Consider the following 17844-nt stretch of genomic DNA (forward strand, 5'->3'; position numbering starts at 1 on the left):
CGCGATGACCGAACCCGAACCCTCTCCCACTGCCGTGATCAGCGGAATCGGCTCCTGCCTGCCGCCGCGCGTCCTGACGAACGATGAGGTGGCACGCCGGGGCGTCCTGGACACCACCGACGCCTGGATCCGCTCCCGTACCGGCATCGCCCGGCGGCGGCAGGCCGACCCCGGTACGAGCACCGGCGACCTCGCGGTGGCCGCGGGCCGGGCGGCCCTGCGGTCCGCCGGCACCCGCGCCGACCTGGTCCTGCTGGCGACCACCACACCCGACCGGCGCTGCCCCGGCACCGCACCGGACGTCGCGCACCGGCTGGGCCTGGGACCGGTCCCCGCCTTCGACCTCGCGGCGGTCTGCTCCGGCTTCGTCTACGGCCTGGCGGTGGCCACCTCGCTGGTACGGAGCGGGGTGTGCGCCCGGCCCCTGGTGATCGGGGCCGAGACCTACTCCACCATCATCGACCCGCTGGACCGGGACACCGCGGTGATCTTCGGCGACGGTGCCGGAGCCGTCGTCCTGCGCGTTGGCGAGGACGGCGAGCCGGGCGCGGTGGTGGCGGTCGACCTGGGTGCGGACGGCGCGGGCAGCGATCTGATCGCCATCGGCGCGGGCGGCTCCCGGCAGCCCGACACCTCGCCACGGCTGTGCCGGGAGGCACGCTACTTCCGCATGAGCGGCCGGGAGGTGTACGGCCAGGCCGTCCGCCGGATGACCGCATCCTCCCAGGCCGTACTGCACCTGGCCGGCTGGCGGCCGGACGGCGTCGGTGCCTTCATCGGCCACCAGGCCAACCAGCGCATCCTCGACTCGGTCGCCGACCGGATCGGCATCGCCCCCCGGCACCGCTTCGGCAACATCCGCGAGGTCGGCAACACCGCCGCGGCGTCCATCCCCCTGGCGCTGGCCGCCACCGCGGCCCGCAAGGCCGTCCGCCCCGGGGCCCGCAGTCTCCTCACCGCCTTCGGCGGCGGTCTGACCTGGGGATCGGTCGCCCTGCGCTGGCCGGACGCCGCCCCGCACTCGTACGCCCCCGAACCCCGTCCGTCCGTCTCCGAAGCCCCGCATCCCCACAGGAGCACACCATGGAAACTGTCTACGACACGCTCGTGACCGTCCTCACCGACAAGTTCGAGGTCACCGGCGACCGGATCGGCCCCGACGTCTCCCTGACCGACCTGGAGCTCGACTCCCTCGCGGTCGTCGAGCTCTACGTAACCCTCCAGGAGCACTGGCAGGTCCAGCTGGACGAGGACGACTCCGCCGCGGACATGACGCTGCGTCAGTTCGCGGCGGCCGTGGCCGCACAGCTGACGGAACCGGGACCCGCCCGGTGACCGGCCGCTTCCCCGGACGGGACGCCGCCGGACGGGACACCCTCGCCGTCACCGGCATCGGCCTGGTGACCCCGGCGGGCATCGGCAGGCAGGACACCTGGGCGGGGGTCTGCGCCGGCACGGCGGCCGCGGCCGCCGATCCCGCGCTCGCCGGGCTTCCGGTCTCCCTCTCCTGCCGGGTCCCCGGGTTCGACCCCCGCCTCCATGTGCGCGGCGCCCGCCCCTGGCGGCACGACCGGTTCACGCAGTTCGCCCTGGCCGCGGCGCAGGAAGCGGTGGACGACGCCGGTCTGGACCCCGGCGCCTGGATCGGCAGCCGGGTCGCGGTGATCCTGGGGTCGGCGGCCGGCGGCGTCGGCATCTACGAGCACCAGCACCGCAAGTTCCTGGACACCGGCGCCCATACGGTCTCGCCGCTCACGCTCCCCGCCTTCCTGCCCAACATGGCCGCCGGGCAGCTGGCGATCGCCCTGCACGCCAAAGGGCCGGTACTGCACACGGCCACGGCCTGCGCATCCGGCGCCACCGCGCTGATCACCGCGGCGATGCTGCTGCACAGCGACGCCTGCGACATCGCGATCGCCGGCGGGGCCGACGCCATGGTCACCCCCATGTGCGCCACCGCCTTCGCCAGAATGGGCGCGCTCTCCAGGCGCCACGACGACCCCGCCGGCGCCTCCCGCCCCTTCGACGCCGGCCGCGACGGTTTCGTCCTGAGCGAGGGCGCCGGCGTCCTCGTACTGGAACGCCGCACCGACGCCGTACACCGCGGCGCCCGGCTCCACGCACACCTCGCCGGTTACGGCGCTTCCGCCGACGCGCACCGGCCGGTGGCTCCCGACCCCGAGGGGTACGGACTGCGGCTGGCCCTGTACGAGGCGCTGCGCACGGCCGACGCGACCCCTCTGGACGTCGACCACATCAACGCGCACGGAACGAGCACCCCCCTCAACGACCGCACCGAAGCCGCCGTGCTCCACCGGGTGTTCGGCACCACCCACCCCTCGGTCACCTCGGCCAAGGGCGTCCTCGGCCACACCATGGGCGCGGCCGGCGCCATCGAGGCCGCCCTCACCGCGCTGACCGTCGAGAACCAACTCGCCCCGCCGACCGCCAACTTCCACCACCACGAGCCGGAACTGAGCGCCGTGGACCTGGTGAGCGGCACCCCCCGCAGACATCGGATCCGCCTCGCCCTGAGCAACTCCTCCGGCTTCGGCGGCCACAACACCGTGCTCGCCTTCCGGCCGGCCGCCTAGGAAGCGCACAGAAGGACAGAAAGGCTCACACAAGAACAAGAAGAGCTCAGAAGGGACAAGAAGGAACACCATGTCGTCCGACACCCCCACCGGGGCGTTCCGCGCCCTCCCCACCCCCCGTCTCCGCAGCCTCTACACCCACCTGTGCCGGCGCAATCCCGGAGAGCCGGAATTCCAGCAGGCCGCACACGAGGTCCTGAGCTCGCTCGCCCCGGTCCTGGCCGCCCGCCCGGAACTCGCCGAACCCGGCCTGATCGAGCGCATCGCCGAACCCGAGCGGCAGATCATCTTCCGGGTCCCGTGGCAGGACGACTCCGGTGCGCCCCACGTCCACCGCGGATTCCGGGTGGAGTTCAACAGCGCCCTCGGCCCGTACAAGGGCGGACTGCGCTTCCACCCCTCCCTGAACCTCGGCATCGTGAAGTTCCTCGGCTTCGAGCAGACCTTCAAGAACGCCCTCACCGGCTTCGGCATCGGCGGCGGAAAGGGTGGCAGCGACTTCGATCCGCGCGGCAGGTCGGACGCCGAAGTGATGCGGTTCTGCCAGTCCTTCATGACCGAGCTCCATCGCCATCTGGGCGAGCACACCGACATTCCCGCGGGCGACATCGGCGTCGGCAGCCGGGAGATCGGCTATCTCTTCGGCCAGTACCGCCGGATCACCAACCGCTGGGAATCCGGCACCCTCACCGGCAAGGGCCGCGCATGGGGCGGCTCGGAACTACGGCCCCAGGCCACCGGATACGGCGCGGTGCTCTTTCTCGCGGACATGCTGACGGTGCGCGGGGAGAGCCTGGACGGCCGGCGGGTCGCCGTCTCCGGGTCGGGCAACGTCGCGCTGCACGCCATCGAGAAGGCCCAGGAGCTCGGCGCCCATGTCCTGACCGCATCCGATTCCGCCGGCTGCGTACTGGACGAGAAGGGAATCGACCTCCCCCTCCTCAAACACCTCAAGGAAGTCGAGCGCGGACGCCTCCACGTCTACCCGCACCGACGCGGCACCTCCGCGCGCTACGTACCCGGCGGCCGCGTCTGGGACGTCCCCGCCGATCTCGCGCTCCCGTGCGCCACGCAGAACGAACTGGACGCCGAGGCCGCCGCGACGCTGGTCGCCAACGGCGTGAAGGCGGTCGTGGAGGGGGCGAACATGCCCACCACGCCGGGTGCCGTGCACGTCCTGCAGCAGGCGGGCGTCAGCTTCGGCCCCGGCAAGGCCGCCAACGCCGGCGGCGTGGCCGCCAGCGTCCTGGAGATGCAGCAGAACGCCACCCGCCAGACCTGGTCCCGCACACAGACCGCGGCCCGACTCGCCGCCGTCATGCACCGCATCCACGACACCTGCTACGAGACGGCCGACCGCTTCGGCGCACCGGGCGACTACCTCACGGGCGCCAACATCGCCGGCTTCGAGCGCCTCGCCACCGGCATGCTCGCGCAGGGCCTCGTATAACGGACGGCACGCCCCAGCTGGCGGGGCGCTGTGTGAGGCACCTGACGGGGCTGCCCGAGCACCGCGCGGAGTCGCTCCCCCCGTACGGCGATGTCGTCGACACGGAGCGGTTCGGCCAGGTCGGGCGCGATGCCGGCCACCGCTGCACGGCTCGCTCCGGTGAAGTACACCGTCCCGTCCTCACCGATGCGCTCCACGCCGTCCGCGCGGCCCCTGCGCTCGTTGTACGCGACGCCTCGTCCTCGGTGAGTCCGGAGGGCAGGTCGAGCGAGACCGAGCGGTCCGCGATGCGGGGCCGGCCCTGCGACTGCCGTATCAGCTCCCCGTGGTGTACGCACTGGCCACGGTCGTGACGGCCGCCCGCACCGCCGGATGCCTCCGGCCGGCGAGCCCTGCCGCGAGCTGTTCCCCCATGTCACCGACGCCGATGATCAACACAGCGCTCATGCCGGGATCGTAGGCGCCGGACCGCTCACTTGTTCAGGGATCGCCGGAAAGCGGGACCGGCTCCGGACCGCCTCCGGACAGACCCCGTGTCCACTCCGCATCCACTCCGCGTCTGGTCCGCCCGGTCAGCCGCGGCTGAGCGAGCGGAGCGTTTCGGTGTGCCGGATGCGGCCCGCGAGATCGCGGTCGAGTGCGGCGAGGGTGCGTTCGCGCGCCGGCTCGTCGCGCAGTTCCGCGGCGCGGATACGGTCCAGGCGGAACCCCCGCCCGGCGCGACGGTGACGGCACCAGCCGACCAGGTACCAGGACCCCTCGGCGGCCAGCAACCCGCCCGGCTCGACCTCCCGTTCGCTTTCCCGCCCGGCCGCGTCGGCATACCGGATCCACACCACCCGCCGTTGTGCCACGGCCTGTTCCACGGTGGCGAGAACGCTCGGTGCCGTGCGGGCGGGCAGCACATGGATCAGCTCGGTCAGGGCGCGTACCTCGTCGGCGGCGGATTCGTCGAGCGCGGCGGCCAGCTTGCGCATCGCGCTGCGGCCCGCGGCCGAGAACGGGGTGGCGTCCTCGGCCCCGGCCAGCGCCGTGGCCACCGCCAGCGCCTCCGGTCCGGTGAGATTGATCGGCGGGAGCGCGGTCCTGCGGTCGATGAACCAGCCGCCGTGCCGCCCGGCCTCGGCCCGTACCGGGACTCCCGTCTCCGTCAGAGCCTGCAGATCGCGCTGCACGGTACGCCGGGACACCCCGAACCTGGCAGACAGCCAGCCGACCGTGCGCGGCCGCGGAGCGATCGCCCGCAACTCGTCGACCAGGGCGTAGAGGCGTTCGGTTCGGTTCATGTCGTTCCCAGGCTAGGCCAGGGCCCGCCGGACGAAGGCTTCCTGGGCCGCCGCGAAGGACGCCCAGGGGGCTCCGACCCCTCCTCCTCACACACCACACACGCAAACGGCCCCGGACGAGGAGCCCGAGGCCGAACAGAACGCTTCCCCGGGGAGAAACCCCAGGTCAGCGCCGCGTACACAGAGCCCCCTGTCGGATTCGAACCGACGACCTTCGCTTTACAAGAGCGGCGCTCTGACCAGCTGAGCTAAGGAGGCGTGCGTGAAGCAGTGTACCCAGGCGTACCGGATGCCCGTCGCCCTAATTCCCGGGACCGCCGGGTGGCCGGGAAATTTCGTGACCCAAGAGCTACTGACACGGCGCCGCGCCGAGGGTAGCGTCACGGCCAGTCCACCGTGGTGGACTACACCACACCTTTACTCGGATCGTCCGGCACGTTCCTGCCGGTGAAGGGACATATCACCATGGCTACGGTCACTTACGACCAGGCAACCCGTATCTACCCGGGTTCCGACAAGCCCGCCGTCGACAAGCTCGACATCGCGATCGAGGACGGCGAGTTCCTCGTCCTCGTCGGCCCCTCCGGGTGCGGCAAGTCCACCTCGCTGCGGATGCTCGCGGGGCTGGAGGACGTCGACGGCGGCGCCATCCGCATCGGGGACCGCGATGTCACGCATCTGCCGCCCAAGGACCGGGACATCGCGATGGTGTTCCAGAACTACGCGCTCTACCCGCATATGACGGTCGCCGACAACATGGGCTTTGCGCTCAAGATCGCCGGGGTGCCGAAGGCGGAGATCCGGCAGAAGGTCGAGGATGCGGCGAAGATCCTGGACCTGACCGAGTACCTGGGGCGCAAGCCCAAGGCGCTTTCCGGCGGCCAGCGGCAGCGGGTGGCGATGGGGCGGGCGATCGTGCGGGAGCCGCAGGTGTTCCTGATGGACGAGCCGCTGTCCAACCTGGACGCGAAGCTGCGGGTGCAGACCCGTACGCAGATCGCGGGGCTGCAGCGGCGCCTGGGGATCACCACGGTGTATGTCACCCACGACCAGGTCGAGGCCATGACGATGGGCGACCGGGTCGCCGTTCTGAAGGACGGGCTGCTGCAGCAGATCGACTCGCCGCGGAACATGTACGACCGGCCGGCCAATCTCTTCGTCGCCGGATTCATCGGGTCGCCGGCGATGAACCTGGTGGAGGTGCCGATCACCGACGGCGGGGTGAAGTTCGGCAACAGCGTGGTGCCGGTGAACCGCGAGGCGCTGGCCGCGGCCGCCGACAAGGGTGACCGTACGGTCACCGTGGGCGTGCGGCCCGAGCACTTCGAGATCGTCGAGCAGAACAGCGCTGCGGCGAGGTCGCTCTCCAAGGAAGCGGCGGACGCCCCCGCGGGCCTGGCCGTCACGGTCAATGTCGTCGAGGAGCTCGGCGCCGACGGCTACGTCTACGGCACCGCGGAGGTCGGCGGCGAGGTCAAGGACCTGGTCGTACGGGTCAACGGCCGCCAGGTCCCGGAGAAGGGCACCCAGCTGCACGTCGTGCCGATGCCGGGTGAGACGCATGTGTTCTCCACGTCGTCCGGCGAGCGGCTCAGCGACTGACACAGGCGTGCGGTGACGGCGGCAGCGCCGGGGTCCCACCCGGCGCCGCCGCCGTTCTTCGTGGCGGAGAGTGACAGAACAAGCGCCACTGCCCCATCGCGGCGCCCGCTACACCCGCCACGCCGCCAATCGCCCACAAATACCCCGACAGAACCGGCTTTTCGTACCGGTTCGTCAACCTCATAACCGCATCGACGGGCCATTTCGTCCCTCGATAAGGTGACCAAATGTCGCCAAATCATCACTGCTCGCTACCATCGCGACCGTGAACTCAGCAGCTCGCCGCATCGGCCGAACTCTCGCTCTTGTCCTGCCCGTCGTCCTCGTCCTCTCCGGGACCCTCGCGGTCACCCGCGTCCCGTGGGCGTCGACGGCGACCGACTCGCAGGTACTGACCGCAGCCTCCGGAAAGGCCTCCACCAAGGCCGGCCGGCAGGCCGCCATGGCCCCGCAGGAGATCCTTCGGGACCGCCTCCTGCTCGACCTCCAGGAGAAGGATCCCGGATACGCCCTCACCAACCTCCAGAAGGAGATGAACGCACGGCCCTCGCTGGCCAGGTACTGCACCGGCATCGCCGAGAGCCTCGGCCGCGCCGCGGTCGCCAAGTACGGTGCCGCACACCGCGCCCAGGCCTACTCCCGCCCGGTCTGCGACACATCCTTCGCCTCCGGCGTGGCCGCCGCCCAGTGACCTTGGCGCGCACCGCATAGGGTGCGAACCATGGCAGACGCCCCGCACCCGTATCCCACGCAGGCCGTGGTCCTGGCCGGGGGCCAGGGCTCACGTCTTCGCCCGTACACCGACGACCGGCCCAAGCCGATGGTCGAGATTCCCGGGACCGGGACCCCGATCATCGGCCACCAGCTGAAGTGGCTGGCCGACGAAGGCGTCACCGACGTCGTCATCTCCTGCGGCCGTCTGGCCGGGGTGCTCCAGGACTGGCTGGACCGGGCCCAACTGCCCTTGCGGGTCACGACCGTTGTCGAGACCGAACCGCTGGGCCGCGGCGGCGGACTCAAACACGCCGCCGCCTCCCTCCCCCGCCCGGAAGAGCCCTGGTACGCCACCAACGGCGACATCTGGACCCGCTTCCCGCTCCGTGAGATGGCCGCCTTCCACCGCGAGCGCGACGCCGATGCCACCCTCGCGCTGGCCCGCCCGCGGATCCCCTGGGGCGTCGTCGAGACCGACGCCTTTGGACACATCCTGGACTTCATCGAGGCCCCGCCCTCCCCGTATCTCGTCAACGCGGGCGTCTACGCCTTCTCCGCGGCCTTCCGGGACCTGCTGCCCGCCCGCGGCGACCACGAGCGCACCACCTTCCCCCGCCTCGCCCGCGAACGCCGGCTCGCCGGCTACCCGCTCCCGCACGGGGCCTACTGGCGCGCCATCGACACCGCCAAGGACCTCGACGAGGCCGCCAAGGAACTGGGTACGCAAGGGCGTTGAACCCCGGCGTGTGGCGCGTGGCACTTCGCCGTGGCACCGCTGGGCGGCCCTGCGCCCGCTAGCGCCGCCCGTAAGCGCCCGTGAATGCGGCTGTCCCCGGCCACCGTACTGACGGTGGCCGGGGACAGGCGCGCGGCGCGGTCCGGTCGGTGATCGGCTACAGGAGGCCGCCCAGCGTGCCGCCGCGCCCGGAGTCGCTGTCGGAGCCGGCGGGGCTGCTGCTCGTGCCGCCCGTGGTGCCGCCGCCCGTGCCGCCGGAGCTCGGCGTGCTGTGGCTGGGGACGGAGGTGCGGGACGGGACGCGCTGCTGCGGCGGACCGCTGGTGGTCGCGCCGCCGGGCTGGGCCGCGCCGCTGGTGGTGCCGGCCGTGGGCACCGTCGAGGCGGACGGCCGCCCGACGCCTGCCTTGTGCGAAGCCCCGGCGGACGGTGTGCCGCGGCGCTTCGGGGTGCCGAAGCCGGCGCGGTGCCGGGAGCCGGGCCGGGTGGTCTTCTTGCCGGCCTTCGGCAGCGGCGAACCGGGCAGGTTGTTGATCGCGGGCTCGCCCGGCCGCGGTACGGGAGCGACCGTCGCCGACCGTACGGCGCCGCCGAGCAGCGACCCGATGAGCAGCGTCAGCCCGGCCACCACCGCGGTCATCACGGCGCCGCGCCGCAGCACCCGGCGCCGCAGCTCGCCGACCTCGACCCGCGGGCCGAGCCGCCGCCAGGCCTCACCGGCCAGCCGCCCGTCCATGGAGTAGACCGGGGCGCCCGCGATGATCAGCGGGCTCCAGGCGGCGAGGTAGATGATGTCGGGGGCGTCGTAGGCCGGGACGGTGCGCCAGCTGACGGTCATCAGCAGCGCCGCGGAGAGCAGCGCGCCGATCGACGCGGCGAGCCGCTGCCACAGTCCGCAGATGGTCAGTACGCCGACGACCACCTGGAGGAAGGCGATGGTCAGTCCGGCGCCGACCGGGTGCGAGACGGCGAAGTCGCGCAGCGGCACCGCCAGCTCCCAGGGGTCCAGCGACAGCAGCCACTTGACCATCGAGCCCCGCTCTCCGCCGTCGAAGTAGACGGGGTCGCAGAGCTTGCCCATACCGGCGTAGACGGAGATCAGGCCGAGGAAGATGCGCAGCGGGAGGAGGACGACGCCGAGGTTCATGCGGCGTCCCGGGTAGTAGGCGTGGCGTACAGAATCGCCGCCGCGCCGCTTGGTGTCGTAGGAGTTCCGGGCCTCGAAGCGGCCGTCGTCCCCGTCGTCGTAGCCGTCGTCGCGGCCGTCGTCGGCGTGGCCGCCGTCGTCGTAGCTCCGGTCGGCGAAGGCGCTGCCGACGGGGCGTACGCCGCGCAGCAGGGTGTTGTCGGATTCGAGGGGGCTGCGCTGGCCGACCACGGTCTGGGCGGGGGCGGGGGCGTCGTCGACGCGGATCCGGGGCAGGACCTGGGTCGTCCCGACGTCCTCGCCCTGGCCGCTGTCCAGGCCGTTGTCCAGACCGATGCCCGCGTTGCGTACCGCGTGCAGGAGTTGGGTGGTGGCGCCGGCCGTGCCGCCCGGGGCCGTACGGCCGCTCCACACCACGGGCGCCCGCCGTCTGGCGGGAACGGACGCCCCCCGGATGACGGGGATGCGCGCGGTGTCGACCGCGGGCGCGGCGAGCTGTACACGGAAACTGGCGTGGTTGACGATGACCTGCGCGGGATCGCACGGCACCTTGACCGAGCTCAGGATGGGCTCGTCATCGAAGCCCGGCGAGCGTCCCCCCGTAGGCGTGCGGGGTGTTCTGGTGTCCACGCTCATCTAACCGAGTGACCCGCGGTTAAGACACTGCCTTGACCGGTTCGATCTGTCCGAGACCCGTCAAAAGATCGGGGGATATGAGCACGTGGCACGGAGGGTCAGGCTTTGCCCCGGGATGTGGCGGTCGTCGCACCCCGGGGCCGCACTCCGCTCAGCCGCGGCGGCGCGCCGCCTCCCACAGGACGACACCGGCCGCGACACCGGCGTTCAGCGACTCCGCGCCGCCCGGCATCGGGATCCGCACCCGCACGTCGCAGGTCTCGCCGACCAGCCGCGACAGGCCCTTGCCCTCGCTGCCGACCACGATGACCACCGGGCCGTCCAGCGCCTCGACGTCCTGCAGCTCCAGCTCGCCGTCCGCGGCGAGGCCGACGACCGTCAGGCCCGCCTTCTGGTACGCCTCCAGGGTGCGGGTCAGGTTGGTGGCGCGGGCGACCGGCGTACGGGCCGCGGTGCCCGCCGAGGTCTTCCAGGCGCCGGCCGTCATCCCGGCCGCGCGGCGCTCCGGCACGACCACGCCGTGGCCGCCGAAGGCGGAGACGGAGCGGACGACGGCACCCAGGTTGCGCGGGTCGGTGACGCCGTCCAGCGCGACGATCAGCGGGTCCTCACCGTCGTCGAAGGCGGCCGCGGCGAGGTCCTCCGGGTGCGCGTACTCGTACGGCGGGATCTGTGCGACCAGGCCCTGGTGGTTGAGCCCGTTGGTCATCCGGTCCAGCTCGGGCCGCGGCGCCTCCATGAGGTTCATCCCGCGGTCGGCGGCGAGCTGGAGGGCCTCGCGTACCCGCTCGTCGCTGTCGATGAACTGCTGGACGTAGAGCGTGGTGGCGGGCACGCCCTCGCGCAGCGCCTCGACTACCGGGTTACGGCCGACGACCAGCTCCGCGGTGCCCTTGGCGCCGCCGCGCCGCGGGGCAGGGCGGCGCGCCGCGGCCTGCTTGGCCTTGGCGTTGGCGACGCGGTTCTTGACGTGCCCCTTGCGTGCGGAGGCGGGCGGGGTCGGGCCCTTGCCCTCCAGGCCCCGGCGCCGCTTACCGCCACTGCCGACCTGGGCGCCCTTCTTGTTGGACGTGCGGCGGTTCCTGCGCTGGCTGTTGCCGGCCATGGGTCACCTGTTTCTTCACTGCTCTCGACGTCTCGCGACGTGGAGTGGGTACGTACGTATGGATTGAGTGTCGCCCGCAGCCACCGGGAAGGGCGAATCCGGCTGGTGGCCGGGGGTCAGGACAGCGACCAGCGGGGGCCCGACGGGGTGTCCTCGATGGCGAGACCGGACTGCTGGAGCTGGTCGCGGATGGCGTCGGCGGTGGCGTAGTCCTTGCGGGCACGGGCCGACTGCCGCTGGTCCAGGACGAGCCGTACGAGGGAGTCCACCACCCCGTGCAGGTCCGCACCGCGGTCCGCGCCGCCCGACCAGCGCTCGTCCAGCGGGTCCAGGCCCAGCACGCCGAGCATGGCGCGGACCTCGGCCAGCCGGGCGACGGCCGCCTCCTTGTCGTCCGCGGACAGCGCCGCATTGCCCTGCCGCACGGCGGTGTGCACGATCGCCAGCGCCTGCGGCACGCCCAGGTCGTCGTCCATCGCCTCGGCGAAGGCCGGCGGGACCTCGTCCGCGGGCTCGACGGCCCCGGCCTTCTCCACGACCCGCTGGACGAATCCCTCGATACGGGCGAACGCCGCCTCCGCCTCACGCAGCGCGTCCTCGCTGTACTCGATCATGGAGCGGTAGTGCGGGGTGCCGAGGTAGTAGCGCAGCACGATGGGCCGCCACTGCTTGACCATCTCGCTCACCAGCAGGGAGTTGCCCAGCGACTTGGACATCTTCTCGCCGCTCATGGTCACCCAGGCGTTGTGCGTCCAGTACATCGCGAAGCCGTCGCCGAAGGCCTTGGCCTGCGCGATCTCGTTCTCGTGGTGCGGGAAGATGAGGTCGATGCCGCCGCCGTGGATGTCGAACGCCTCGCCCAGGTACTTGTGGGCCATCGCCGAGCACTCCAGGTGCCACCCGGGCCGGCCGCGGCCCCAGGGGGTCTCCCAGCTGGGCTCGCCCTCCTTGGCCGCCTTCCACATCGCGAAGTCGCGCGGGTCCCGCTTGCCGGTCTCGCCCTCGCCCGACGGCTGCTTGAGGTGGTCCAGGTCCTGGTTGGACAGTCCCAGGTAACCGGGGAAGGACCGCACGTCGAAGTAGACGTTCCCCTCGGCGGCGTAGGCATGACCGCGCTCGATCAGGCCGCGCATCATCTCGATCATCTCGGGGATGTGGCCGGTGGCGCGCGGCTCGTACGTCGGACGCAGGCAGCCGAGAGCGTCGTACGCCGTGTTGAAGGCGACCTCGTTCTCGTAGCCGATCGACCACCAGGGGCGGCTCTGCTCGGCCGACTTCTGGATGATCTTGTCGTCGATGTCCGTCACATTGCGCACGAAGGTGACGTCATAGCCGCGGTAGGCGAACCAGCGGCGCATGATGTCGAAGTTCAGCCCCGACCTGATGTGCCCGATGTGCGGGGCGGCCTGCACGGTGGCACCACACAGGTAGATCGAGACACAGCCCGGCGTGAGCGGGATGAAGTCGCGAATCTGCCGGGCGCTGGTGTCGTACAGGCGAATCGTCACGGAACCAGGGTAGTCGGAAGCAAGCAGTGCCCCGTGACCCGTCGGCGGCGGGGTCACAGAACCGTGACACTCGCCCCATTTGCGGCGCCCCGCGGACGCGGATCCCCGGACGTCTCCGGCTCTCTATATGCGGCCGACCACCTTGCGCGGGGTGATCCGGATGACGACCCGCTCGGCGTCCTCGCCCGCCGCCGGGTTGAACTCCGCGTACCGCTTCCCTGTGTACTTCTGCGACAGCTCGTCGATCAGCGCCTGGCCGCCCTCGGTGGTGAGCGAGGCCGAACCCCGGACCTCGGCGTAGGTGTACGGGGCGTCGAAGGGCTGGATGACGACCGAGACGCGCGGATCGCGGCGGAGGTTGGCCTCCTTGCGGCGTCCGACGGTCGTCGAGATCAGCAGATCGTCACCGTCCCGCTTCACCCAGACCGGGGAGACCTGGGGGCTGCCGTCGGGCTGGATCGTCGCCACGGTCACGAACACCGGGGTGTCGAGGAGCCGCTTGAGGTCGTCGGAGAGAGTGGCAGTCACGGGAGGGTCCTTCCTGTGGGCCGTTGCTCCCCTCAACACCCGTACCCGGCACGGCATTCCCCCGCGGCGCCGCCCGTGCCACCGGTTCAGCCCGTACGGACCACCAACGCCGTCGCCACCGCCGCCAGCCCCTCGGCGCGGCCCGTCAGCCCCAGCCCGTCGGACGTCGTCCCCGAGACCGAGACCGGCGCCCCGACCGCCGCCGACAGCGCCTTCTGCGCCTCGTCCCGCCGCTTGCCGACCTTGGGCCGTACGCCGATGACCTGCACCGCGACATTGCCGATGGCGAACCCCTCGGCCCGTACGATGCGCGCGGCCTCGGCCAGCAGCGTCACGCCGGAGGCGCCGGACCACTCGGGGCGGCCGGTGCCGAAGTGCGCGCCGAGGTCGCCGACGCCGGCGGCCGAGAACAGCGCGTCACAGGCGGCGTGCGCGGCCACGTCGCCGTCGCTGTGACCGGCCAGGCCGAATCCGTCGCTGTCGGCGGCGTCCCAGAGCAGCCCGGCGCACCACAGCTCCCGGCCGTGCTCGAAGGCGTGCACATCCGTGCCGATGCCGACGAGGGGGATGCCCGCGACGGGTGCGGGGGTGGGCTCAGACATAGCCATCGGTGGCCCTCCTGCGGGCGAGTACGGCCTCGGCCAGGACGAGGTCCAGCGGCCGGGTCACCTTGAACGCTTCCTCGTGGCCGGGCACCACCACGACCGGCTGCCCGAGCCGTTCGACCAGCCCGGCGTCGTCGGTGGCACCCTCGCCCTCGACGACGGTGTCATGCGCCTTGAGCAGGGTCTCGCGGTCGAAGCCCTGCGGCGTCTGCACGGCGCGCAGCAGGGCCCGCTCAGGGGTGCCGACGACCGGCTCCGGGGTGCCCTGCGGCTGGGGCTCGACCTGCTTGACGGTGTCGGCGAGCGGCAGCGCCGGGACGACGGCGGGCGCGCCGGCGCGTACCGCCGCGATCACCGCGTCGACCGTGTCGACGGGGACCAGCGGGCGCGCCGCGTCGTGCACCAGCACCGCGTCGATGCCGTCCGGCAGCGCCGCGAGTCCGCGCCGTACGGAGTCCTGGCGGGTCTCGCCGCCGGGCACCACCAGCAGGTCGGTGCGGTCGCTGAGCGGGTGCTCGTCGAGGAGGTGGCGGACCTCGGTGGCGCCGTCGGGCGGGGCGACCACCACGACGAGGGAGACCGCGCGCGAGGCGGCCATCGCGCGGACGGCGTGCACCAGCATGGGGATGCCGCCCAGGGCGCGCAGCGCCTTGGGGGCGCCGGGGCCCAGCCGGACGCCGCGGCCGGCGGCGGGGATCACGGCGGCGGTGCGGAGGGGGCGGGAGGGATCTGACATCGATGGCTCCGGAGTCCGGGGCGAGCCCGGAATTGGCGCAGACAGGTTTGTTTCCTCGGCCGAGGTGGGTATGGCCTCAGCGTGCCGGGCGCGACGCCTAGACCGGACCCTTCCGTGACATCGGTCGAGGCAGCTGCCCGGGCCCGGCACGCCATTGGTGCGTATGGCGGGCCTTCATCACTTCTCATCCGGTGCGGACGGCGCCGTTGTACCGCAGATATGCCGCAGCGCCCGGCAACAGACCGCTCCGTCGGGGAGTCGATCGTCACTCGGGCACCGCGGCATTGCTACGTCGCTTTACGCCATATCACGCTTGAGCAGGGATGCTGCTTGACCGTGAACGCTGGGCATTGCGGTTTTGGCGCTGTGCGTCGTCAGGACGCGAGGACCTCGTCGAGCAGAGCCTCGGCCTTGTCTTCGTTGGTGTTCTCCGCGAGGGCGAGCTCGCTCACCAGAATCTGGCGCGCCTTGGCGAGCATCCTCTTCTCACCGGCGGACAGACCGCGCTCACGCTCACGACGCCACAGGTCGCGAACCACCTCGGCGACCTTGATGACGTCGCCCGATGCGAGCTTCTCGAGATTTGCCTTGTAGCGACGGGACCAGTTCGTCGGCTCTTCGGCGTACGGTGCACGCAGCACCTCGAAGACCCGGTCCAGCCCGTCCTGACCAACCACGTCGCGTACGCCGACGAACTCCGCATTGTCCGCTGGCACACGAACAGTCAAGTCGCCCTGGGCGACCTTCAGCACCAAGTAGGTCTTGTCCACGCCTTTGATCTGGCGAGTTTCGATGGCCTCGATCAGCGCGGCCCCGTGATGGGGATAGACCACGGTGTCGCCAACCTTGAACGTCATGTGACAGGTACCCCTTCCGTGGCTATCCATGCTAACACGGGACGGGACCGTTCTGAATGGCGTTTTCGCAGGTCAGGGCATATCTCGGGGCTTGACAACAGCGGTCGGAACGTGCTTCAGACGGTCTCTTGATGCGGGTATTCGCAGGTGGGAGGGGCTTCTCGGGCGAGCGGAATCCCGCCCGTCACACACCCGGAACGGGATGATCCACAGGCCGAACGTCCCGTTTTGCGGGGATCCGTATGAGCGACTTCAGCTACTCCGTTCGGTTGCTCGCGGGGCCTCCGGCTCGATTCCGGAATTGATCAACATCCGGCGGCCGAGCGTGATGATCAATTCCCGAAGAGGGGCGCATTCCCCGCGAATACTGCTTTTCACCGGGGGAAACGGACCGGCCGCCGGCCGGCCGGAGTCGTGAAAGACAGTGGGCGAAGTCCTGGGGAATATTCAAACCGAGTTCTCGGGACACGCCGGGGAAGGGACGGGGAAGACGCCGGGAAGAGATCGGGATCCGTCCGGTGATTGTTGTTCCGGGTGCCGGATGATGTTGATGTTGCCTTCCGGTGTGTTGCGGGGCGTTCGTGTGATCGCTTCCCCGGGGCCGGCTCCCGGCGCCCGCCCGCCCGGCACCGGACGCTCCATCAGACACCCCCCGCCGCCCTGCCCCCAGCGGCCCCCGGCGCCTTGCGCGGGGCGTGTGATCGCGCTGGGGGCGGGTCGGGTGCGGCGGCGCGAGGACGGCTCGGTAACCTAGCGGCGCTGACACACCCTTAGGGCGGCTTTACGTGCCCGTCGCCATGACGCGTACGCAACGCCGCCCCAGCCGCCCATCCGCGACCGGGCACGAAGTTCGGCCGCCGTAGCTCGTCAAGGAGATGCCGCCGCCGTGAGCCGCAGCCTTCGACGCGGCGTCCTCGCCGCTACCGTCCTCTCGCTCTCCGTCGTCTCGCTGTCCGCCTGCGGGGCCGGGAGCGACGCGCAGACGCTGCAGGTCAAGCCGGACAACGCCGCGACCTCCGTCGGCGACATCAAGATCCAGAACGCGAATGTGATCACCCAGCCCGAGCTGAACGCCAAGGGTCCGGCCGTGGTCACCGCGACGGTGTTCAACAGCGGCAGCAAGGACCAGAAGCTGACCGCGATCACCCTCGACGGCAGCGGCACGTCGGCCAAGCTGTCGCCCGCCTCCGGCGGCGCGGGCCCGATCACCGTGCCGGCCGGCGGCTCCGTCGTGATCGGCGGCGAGGGCAATGCCTCGGCCGTCGTGGCGAGCGGCCGCGAGGCCGTCCAGGACGGGAACCTCCAGCATCTGACGTTCGCCCTCAGCTCCACCGGCAAGGTGCAGATCGGCGCCTATGTCGTGCCGGCGAAGAGCTACTTCGAGGGCTACGGCCCCAAGGTCGTCCCGCAGCCCTCCGGTTCGGCGTCGCCGACGGAGTCGGGCAAGCCGTCCGCCTCCGCGACCCCGGCGGAGTCGGGCAAGCCCACGGAGTCCGGTACGCCGACGTCGTCGGGCAAGCCGTCCGGTGAGGCCTCGCAGGCGGCGCACGGCGGCCACTGAGCCCGCCCGGCGGTCCGTCGCCGACCGGTCGCGCACCATGCAGACGCCAAGGGCGCCCCTCCGGTCCGGAGGGGCGCCCTGACGCATACGGCCGGCATCCGGCTTACGGCTCGAACTTGTACCCCAGACCGCGGACCGTGACCAGGAAGCGCGGCGCCCCCGGGTCCGGCTCGATCTTGGCGCGCAGGCGCTTGACGTGCACGTCGAGGGTCTTGGTGTCGCCTACGTAGTCGGCGCCCCAGACGCGGTCGATGAGCTGCATGCGGGTCAGGACCCGGCCGGCGTTGCGCAGCAGCATCTCCAGCAGGTCGAACTCCTTGAGCGGCAGGTCGACCTTGCCGCCGGAGACCGTGACGACATGGCGGTCCACGTCCATCCGGACCGGGCCGGCCTCCAGGGCCTGCGGGGTGACCTCCTCCGGCTCGCCGCGGCGGCGCAGCACCGCGCGGATGCGGGCGACCAGTTCGCGGGAGGAGAAGGGCTTGGTGACGTAGTCGTCGGCTCCTATTTCCAGGCCGACGACCTTGTCGATCTCGCTGTCCTTGGCGGTCACCATGATGACCGGGACGTTGGAGCGGCCACGCAGCTGGCGGCAGACCTCGGTGCCGGGCAGACCCGGCAGCATCAGGTCCAGCAGGACCAGGTCGGCGCCGTTGCGCTCGAACTCGTCCAGTCCGTCGGGGCCCGTAGCCGCGATGGCGACCTCGAAACCCTCCTTGCGGAGCATGTACGACAGTGCATCGCTGAACGATTCCTCGTCCTCGACGACAAGCACTCGG

At 71.5% G+C, this 17844-nt stretch carries 18 protein-coding genes and 1 tRNA gene; 8 read left to right on the forward strand and 11 right to left on the reverse strand.

What is annotated here, in order from left to right:
- The first annotated feature begins 4 nt into the window (after window positions 1-4).
- The 4 genes from ADL29_RS04950 to gdhA all read left to right on the forward strand — a co-directional run bounded on the left by ADL29_RS04950 (window position 5) and on the right by gdhA (window position 4044).
- Complete coding sequence (locus tag ADL29_RS04950) at window positions 5-1111, forward strand: beta-ketoacyl-ACP synthase III (RefSeq protein WP_053922511.1); 1107 nt, start codon at window positions 5-7, stop codon at window positions 1109-1111.
- Window positions 1084-1335, forward strand: a complete 252-nt coding sequence (locus ADL29_RS04955; RefSeq protein ID WP_053922512.1) for an acyl carrier protein — start codon at window positions 1084-1086, stop codon at window positions 1333-1335. Before ADL29_RS04950 ends, ADL29_RS04955 begins: the two co-directional genes overlap by 28 nt.
- Entirely contained in the window at window positions 1332-2594 is a 1263-nt protein-coding gene (locus ADL29_RS04960; protein ID WP_053922513.1) for a beta-ketoacyl-[acyl-carrier-protein] synthase family protein, read from the forward strand. Before ADL29_RS04955 ends, ADL29_RS04960 begins: the two co-directional genes overlap by 4 nt.
- Window positions 2595-2664: 70 nt before the next feature.
- Window positions 2665-4044 carry an NADP-specific glutamate dehydrogenase gene (gene gdhA, locus ADL29_RS04965; RefSeq protein ID WP_053922514.1) on the forward strand — a complete coding sequence of 460 codons (1380 nt, stop codon included), beginning with the start codon at window positions 2665-2667 and terminating at the stop codon, window positions 4042-4044.
- A gap of 315 nt (window positions 4045-4359) precedes the next feature.
- Here gdhA and ADL29_RS45955 read toward each other — a convergent pair whose 3' ends face one another.
- The 3 genes from ADL29_RS45955 to ADL29_RS04975 form a co-directional block, all read right to left on the reverse strand.
- Window positions 4360-4491 carry a hypothetical protein gene (locus ADL29_RS45955; protein ID WP_281181764.1) on the reverse strand — a complete coding sequence of 44 codons (132 nt, stop codon included), beginning with the start codon at window positions 4489-4491 and terminating at the stop codon, window positions 4360-4362.
- A gap of 125 nt (window positions 4492-4616) precedes the next feature.
- Window positions 4617-5330, reverse strand: coding sequence for a helix-turn-helix transcriptional regulator (locus tag ADL29_RS04970; protein ID WP_053922515.1), 714 nt, complete (start codon window positions 5328-5330; stop codon window positions 4617-4619).
- Window positions 5331-5514: 184 nt separating this feature from the next.
- Window positions 5515-5588: transfer RNA gene (locus tag ADL29_RS04975), tRNA-Thr, on the reverse strand.
- A gap of 207 nt (window positions 5589-5795) precedes the next feature.
- Here ADL29_RS04975 and ADL29_RS04980 point away from each other — a divergent pair.
- From ADL29_RS04980 to ADL29_RS04990, 3 genes are all read left to right on the forward strand, one after another.
- The gene (locus ADL29_RS04980; RefSeq protein ID WP_046926588.1) at window positions 5796-6932 is read left to right on the forward strand and encodes an ABC transporter ATP-binding protein; all 1137 of its coding nucleotides are present in this window, start codon (window positions 5796-5798) and stop codon (window positions 6930-6932) included.
- A 265-nt stretch (window positions 6933-7197) separates the two neighbouring features.
- Entirely contained in the window at window positions 7198-7623 is a 426-nt protein-coding gene (locus ADL29_RS04985; RefSeq protein ID WP_053922516.1) for a hypothetical protein, read from the forward strand.
- Between the two features lie 30 nt (window positions 7624-7653).
- Window positions 7654-8382, forward strand: coding sequence for a nucleotidyltransferase family protein (locus tag ADL29_RS04990; RefSeq protein ID WP_053922517.1), 729 nt, complete (start codon window positions 7654-7656; stop codon window positions 8380-8382).
- Between the two features lie 157 nt (window positions 8383-8539).
- Here ADL29_RS04990 and ADL29_RS04995 read toward each other — a convergent pair whose 3' ends face one another.
- The 7 genes from ADL29_RS04995 to ADL29_RS05025 form a co-directional block, all read right to left on the reverse strand.
- The gene (locus ADL29_RS04995) at window positions 8540-10159 is read right to left on the reverse strand and encodes a DoxX family protein (RefSeq protein WP_078970747.1); all 1620 of its coding nucleotides are present in this window, start codon (window positions 10157-10159) and stop codon (window positions 8540-8542) included.
- Window positions 10160-10316: 157 nt separating this feature from the next.
- Window positions 10317-11270, reverse strand: coding sequence for a 23S rRNA (guanosine(2251)-2'-O)-methyltransferase RlmB (rlmB, locus tag ADL29_RS05000; RefSeq protein ID WP_053922518.1), 954 nt, complete (start codon window positions 11268-11270; stop codon window positions 10317-10319).
- 116 nt (window positions 11271-11386) lie between these two features.
- A complete protein-coding gene (cysS, locus tag ADL29_RS05005) occupies window positions 11387-12778 on the reverse strand; it encodes a cysteine--tRNA ligase (RefSeq protein ID WP_053922519.1) in 1392 nt (463 codons plus the stop codon).
- A 123-nt stretch (window positions 12779-12901) separates the two neighbouring features.
- On the reverse strand, window positions 12902-13306 hold the full coding sequence (locus ADL29_RS05010; RefSeq protein WP_053922520.1) for a PPOX class F420-dependent oxidoreductase: 405 nt from the start codon (window positions 13304-13306) through the stop codon (window positions 12902-12904).
- A gap of 86 nt (window positions 13307-13392) precedes the next feature.
- Window positions 13393-13908, reverse strand: a complete 516-nt coding sequence (ispF, locus tag ADL29_RS05015) for a 2-C-methyl-D-erythritol 2,4-cyclodiphosphate synthase (protein WP_046926595.1) — start codon at window positions 13906-13908, stop codon at window positions 13393-13395.
- Window positions 13901-14647 carry a 2-C-methyl-D-erythritol 4-phosphate cytidylyltransferase gene (ispD, locus tag ADL29_RS05020; RefSeq protein WP_053922521.1) on the reverse strand — a complete coding sequence of 249 codons (747 nt, stop codon included), beginning with the start codon at window positions 14645-14647 and terminating at the stop codon, window positions 13901-13903. Before ispD ends, ispF begins: the two co-directional genes overlap by 8 nt.
- Window positions 14648-15021: 374 nt before the next feature.
- Window positions 15022-15504 (reverse strand): CarD family transcriptional regulator, encoded by a 483-nt coding sequence (locus tag ADL29_RS05025; RefSeq protein WP_003953493.1) that lies wholly within the window; start codon window positions 15502-15504, stop codon window positions 15022-15024.
- 886 nt (window positions 15505-16390) lie between these two features.
- On the opposite strand from ADL29_RS05025, the gene ADL29_RS05030 reads away from it, so the two are divergent.
- Window positions 16391-17065, forward strand: a complete 675-nt coding sequence (locus ADL29_RS05030; RefSeq protein WP_053922522.1) for a copper chaperone PCu(A)C domain-containing protein — start codon at window positions 16391-16393, stop codon at window positions 17063-17065.
- A gap of 103 nt (window positions 17066-17168) precedes the next feature.
- Here ADL29_RS05030 and phoP read toward each other — a convergent pair whose 3' ends face one another.
- The gene (gene phoP / locus ADL29_RS05035; protein ID WP_467939042.1) at window positions 17169-17840 is read right to left on the reverse strand and encodes a two-component system response regulator PhoP; all 672 of its coding nucleotides are present in this window, start codon (window positions 17838-17840) and stop codon (window positions 17169-17171) included.
- Between the last annotated feature and the right edge of the window lie 4 nt (window positions 17841-17844).

The organism is Streptomyces chattanoogensis (genome assembly GCF_001294335.1).
In the GTDB taxonomy this organism is placed as follows: domain Bacteria; phylum Actinomycetota; class Actinomycetes; order Streptomycetales; family Streptomycetaceae; genus Streptomyces; species Streptomyces chattanoogensis.